This is a genomic window from Microbacterium sp. (genome assembly GCF_036277215.1).
In the GTDB taxonomy this organism is placed as follows: Bacteria; Actinomycetota; Actinomycetes; order Actinomycetales; family Microbacteriaceae; genus Microbacterium.
In genome coordinates this window covers 1-5,079 of record NZ_DASUNI010000099.1, presented here as the reverse complement: position 1 = coordinate 5,079, position 5,079 = coordinate 1, and the positions used below count along the sequence as shown (strand labels likewise).

At 71.9% G+C, this 5,079-nt stretch carries 4 protein-coding genes and 1 pseudogene; all 5 read left to right on the top strand.

Going from position 1 to position 5,079, the window contains the following annotated elements; all coding sequences use genetic code 11:
* Positions 1 to 274, top strand: a pseudogene (locus tag VFX99_RS05085) (ABC transporter); the annotation flags it as partial.
* Positions 275 to 276: 2 nt separating this feature from the next.
* A complete protein-coding gene (locus VFX99_RS05080) occupies positions 277 to 807 on the top strand; it encodes a hypothetical protein (RefSeq protein WP_329665231.1) in 531 nt (176 codons plus the stop codon).
* A gap of 93 nt (positions 808 to 900) precedes the next feature.
* Positions 901 to 1,557, top strand: coding sequence for a spermidine/putrescine ABC transporter substrate-binding protein (locus tag VFX99_RS05075; RefSeq protein ID WP_329665230.1), 657 nt, complete (start codon positions 901 to 903; stop codon positions 1,555 to 1,557).
* A gap of 159 nt (positions 1,558 to 1,716) precedes the next feature.
* On the top strand, positions 1,717 to 2,847 hold the full coding sequence (locus VFX99_RS05070; RefSeq protein WP_329665229.1) for a serine/threonine-protein kinase: 1,131 nt from the start codon (positions 1,717 to 1,719) through the stop codon (positions 2,845 to 2,847).
* Positions 2,847 to 5,079: Ig-like domain-containing protein (locus VFX99_RS05065; protein WP_329665228.1), on the top strand; the 2,233-nt coding region annotated here is incomplete at its 3' end. The genes VFX99_RS05070 and VFX99_RS05065, both read left to right, overlap by 1 nt.

The window sequence follows — 5,079 nt, the reverse complement described above, 5'->3', positions numbered from 1 at the left end:
GCTCGTCGGCGTCGCGGCCTACCTCGGCCACATCCTCGGTGTGCTGTTCCAGGCTCCGTTCTGGATGCTCACCGCGAGCGAGGGAGCCGCCCTCGTCGAGAGCGAGTTCCTCGCGCCGCTCGCGATCGGCGCGTTCATCATCGGCCGCGAGCTGACGATCTGGTTCGGTGCCTGGGTGGCCGCCCGCGGCGCGCGCGTGACCGAGCTGAACGTCGAGGCTCAGCGCGAGTACGAGCGCACGCTCGAGGCAGGTCCCCAGCTCACGCGCGTGTAGGTGTGACCGGCTCCCCGGATTCCACCGGCGGACCGGTCCGCCCGATCGTCGCGCTCGCCCTCGCGACCGTCTCGTTCATCGCGCTCGTGATCTTCGCCCTCGGGATGGTGAGCCTGGCCGTCGGAGCCGACATCGTCGAGGTGCGTGGCCTGGGGCAGATTCCGGGCATCGTCGCAACGGCGCTGGCCACCGCGGCCTTCGCACTCTCGCTCTGGCTGACGCTGCGGCGTGCAGTACCTTCCCGGGGCTCCGCCCCGGACCCCCGGCTCGCTGGCGCACGCCCGTCGTTCTGGGGTGCGCTGTGGGCGGCGCTCGCCTGCTACGTCGTGTACGTCGTCACGATGTGGATCGGGGTGCTCTCGACCGGAGCGGACCTCGCCGTGGCGACCGGGGTGGCGGGACGCATCGCCACGACGTGGTTCGGCGTCGTCGTCGCGGCGTCGGGCGCGGTCGCCGCATGGGGCGGGATCGCTCTCGTGCGAACCCGCGCGCAGCGGCCGCGGTGGCCGTGGGAGGACGAGTTCGACGAGTAGACACGCACCGCGGGCGCCTCCGGCCGGGTACTCGGGCGGCGCAGCGCCGCGGAAACCCGGGCGCCGACTGGCGCGGCGGACTACCGTTGACTCGTGGAGCGCTCGCTCGAGACGCAGGTCAGCCAGGCGGTGGACGCCTGGCTGCGCTGGCTGCCCCGCTGGGAGCCGGCGACCCACAGAGGCCGCGTCGCCCCATGCCGCCGCTGCTTCGGCTCGCCTGTGCTGTCGGCGGCGGGACTCGGGGCGGATGTGCCGCACGGCGTGCAGCACGGACTGTCGACGCGGATCAAGACGATCGTCGACCACGCCGTCGCCGAGTACACCGCCGTCAACCTGCCCATGCTGCAGACCGAGCTCGATCACCAGGCCGAGCGCAACCGCGCACGCAGCTACCGCCCCGCCGAGGGCCTTGAGCCGGAGTTCGAGGGACTCCCGCTGGACCCCGAACCGCAGCCGGGCGCCCCGTTCCTGTTCACGATCTCCGGCCTCGCCGAAGAGGCGGATGCCGGCGTCCCCGCGCTTCCGCCGCTCAGCGACGAAGCGAAGGCGGCGCTGCGCCAGGAGGTGGGCCTCGCCGACGACTACGCCAACATGATCGGCCGCGAGGTGTGCACGATCCTGCTGCACCACCGCCTGCGCATCCAGGCGGCGATCAGCCAGTACGTCGAGCCGCAGATCGAGGCGATGCTCGAAGAGCTGACCCGGTCGCTGGACGCGCCGTTCGATCCGAACGACCCGCCGCCGGCGTGATCGCCGCGCGCGCCGGGTGCGTGCGCCGGTCCACAGCGGGTCGAGGCGCTCATAGGCGGTTTTGTTAGCATGATCGGGTTTGTACTGCACCGTCCCTCGTGACCGGACAGGGCAGTGGCGCCCCGCCGCAGTGAGCGGGCGAACTCCGGGGAGGCTTCGGTGGCCACACGCCTGCCGTCCGCGCCCCCGATACTGCCGGGGCTCGCCTACATCAGGCCTCTGGGCTCGGGCGGATTCGCCGACGTGTTCCTTTACGAGCAGGACATGCCGCGGCGGGATGTCGCGGTCAAGGTGCTTCCGAGCGACGTGCGGGATCCCGATCTGCGGCGCATGTTCAACGCCGAGGCCGATGTCCTGGCGCACCTGTCCGCGCACCCCTCGATCGTCACCGTCTACCAGGCGGGGATCTCGGCCGACGGGCGGCCGTACATCGTGATGGAGTTCTGTCCCGGCTCACTGTCGCACCGGTACCGCAACGAGCGCATCCCCGTGGCCGAGGCGCTCACCATCGGCGTCAAGATGGCCAGCGCCCTCGAGTCCGCCCACCGTGCGGGGCTGGTGCACCGCGACGTGAAGCCCAGCAACATCCTGGTCACGACCTTCGGGGCTCCGGTGCTCGCCGACTTCGGCATCTCCTCGTCCCTTGCGCGACAGACCGCCGACGAGGTGCTGGCGATGTCGATTCCGTGGAGCGCCCCGGAGGTGATCGCCGAGGACTCCGCCGGGACGGTGGCCAGCGAGGTGTGGAGCCTCGGCGCGACGGTGTACTCGCTACTGGCCGGTCACAGCCCGTTCGAGCGCGCCGAGCGCGGTCAGAACACCAAGGAGCAGCTGCGCCGCCGCATCGCCCGAGCGACTTACGTCGACATCGATCGCACGGATGTTCCGGCGTCGCTCCAGGTGGTGCTCGCGCGCGCGATGAGCCGCGATCCGCGGCAGCGGTACGCGTCGGCCCGCGAGTTCGCCGAGGCCCTGCGCAGCGTGCAGAGCGAGCTCGGCTTCTCGCCGACGCAGCTCGAGATCGCCGCCGACGAGTGGTCCCCGGCATCCGGGCCGGTCGATTTCGCCGACACCGACCTGCGCGGACCCGCGCGCAGCCGCATCGAGCGCGACGAGCGCCGCAAGACCCGGCCGGGCGCGGGGGTGGCGGGACTGGCTCGCGACGAGGACACCGACTTCGCTGCGCCCGACCGACCGCGCCGCGTGCTGCCGTGGGTCGCGGCGGCGATCGGCGTCGTGGTCGTCGTCGGCGGCACGGTGACGGCGCTGCTGCTGTCGGGGGTGCTCTGATGCAGCGCCGGGCGGCAGCGGGCCTCGCCGCAGGGGCCGCAGCGCTCGCCCTGGTCGCGGGGATCAGCATCGTGTGGCCGGGGCTGGATGCGCAGGAGACGGCGAAGACCGACACCTCGGTCTGGGCGCTGCAGACCGGGGAGGTCCGCCGCTACGCCCGGGTGAACACCACCGTCGGCGAGCTGGACACGGTGCGCAACGTCAGCGACCCCAGCCAGGTCGCGCAGACCGCCGACGGGGTCTACCTCTTCTCGGACAGCTTCACCAGGTTGACCGAGATCGACCCGGCTCTGCCGGCGGACCTCGACGACCTGGCGCTGCGCGACTCGCCGAAGACGCCTGCTGGAACGACGGATGTCGCCACCGCAGGCGACTTCGTGGCCTACCGAACCGACTCCGGTGCGGTCTGGGTCGGCAGGCTGTCGTCGGGCGACGCGACGCAGCTCGAGCCGCCCTCCTCGGAGGGCGAGCGGACCGCGGAGTACACCGCCGACGCGATCGCGGTCGACGAGCGCGGGATGCTGTTCAGCTATTCGATCGCCGACCGCTCGGTGCTGCAGTACGACATCCCCGCCTCCGAGGTCCGCTCCAGCGACCCCCTCGAGACGGATGCCATCGCCTCGCCGGCGATCACGGCCGCCGGGGATGCGTGGGCGGTGGTCGACACCAGCGACGGGGAGGTGTGGCTCGAGGGTGCGGCCGCGGCGATCCCGACGAGCGGGACGGCAGCGGTCCTCGCCGGTCAGCCGGACCCGGGAGGCACGGCCGTGTACCTCGCCGACGAGACCCAGCTGCTGAAGGTCCCGCTCGACGGATCGGCGGCGAGCATCGCGTTCGCACCAGATTCGGGCACGCTGGGAACACCCGCACGCCCGATCGTGCACGACGGCGTGGTGTTCGCGGCGTGGCTGCCGGAGGGCGGCGGCAGCGGCCAGCTGTGGAGTTCGCAGAGCGGACAGTCGGAGCTCGCTTACGGCGTTGAAGAATTGCCGGACGACCTGAGCCCCACCTTCGTCGCGAGCGACGACGCCGTCATCCTCAATGAGACCCGCACGGGTTGGGTGTGGACGGTGCCGGACGGCGCGCTCGTCGCGTCGAGTCAGGACTGGACCCTCGATGAGCAGACCGATCCGGATGCCGCGCAGAGCGAGGAGCAGCTGCAGGTCGTGATCGACCCGCGGCCCCCGGTCGCGGTGCCCGATGACTTCGGCGTGCGTGCGGGGAGTCTCGTGACCCTGCCCGTGCTGATGAACGACCACGATCCCAACGAGGACGTGCTGAGCATCGACCCGGCATCGGTCACCGGGCTCGATCCCGGCTTCGGCACCGTCTCGATCACCGACGACGGACAGCGCCTCACGGTGAAGGTCGCACCGGATGCGACCGGCAGCGCCGGCTTCGCGTACGGGGTGACCGACGGGACCTCCGAGAGCGGGTTGTCGTCGTCGCCCGTCCAGGTCACCCTCTCGGTGTCGACGGGCAACGGCTCACCGAAGTGGTGCGGCGTCGAAGGATGCCTGGTGCCCTGGCCGACGCCGGAGGTCGCCCGCGGTGGAACCGTCACGGTCCCGGTCATGCCCGGCTGGGTCGACCCCGACGGCGACCCCCTGCTGCTGCTGTCGGTGCAGAACCCGTCCGGCAGCGGAAGCGTCGCAGCCACCCCGGGCGGCGAGGTGGTCTATCAGCACAGCGACGACGGCGGTACCGGCGAGGAGCTCGTCGAGCTGACCGTCACCGTCGCCGACACGGTCGGCCAGGTCGAGACGAAGCCGCTGGTGGTGCGCGTGTCGTCGGAGCCGACGCTGACGGTCCAGTCCTTCGCAGTGGTCGACACGATCGGCGCGGGCCTCACGGTCGATGTGACCCCGCACGTGACCGGCACCGCAGGGGCGATAGGGCTCGAGTCCGTGCGCGTGCTGGACGGCGCTGCGGCCACCGCGACGGTCGTCGTGGGCTCGGCCGCCTTCGACTTCACGGCGGGCGCGCCCGGTACGTTCCGAGTCGACTTCACCGTCTCGGACGGCCTGTCGGAGGCGACGGGGACGGCCCGGATCACGATCCTCGCCGCCGATGCGCCGCCGCAGCTGGCGACCTCGCCCGTCGTCGCCTTCGTGCACCCCCAGCAGGATGCGACCCTCGACGTGTTCACGGCGGTCTCCAACCCCACCCGGCGCGTGCTGCTTCTCAGCGACGTCGTCGGGCATGCGGATGAGGGCGCCAGTCTCTCGGTGG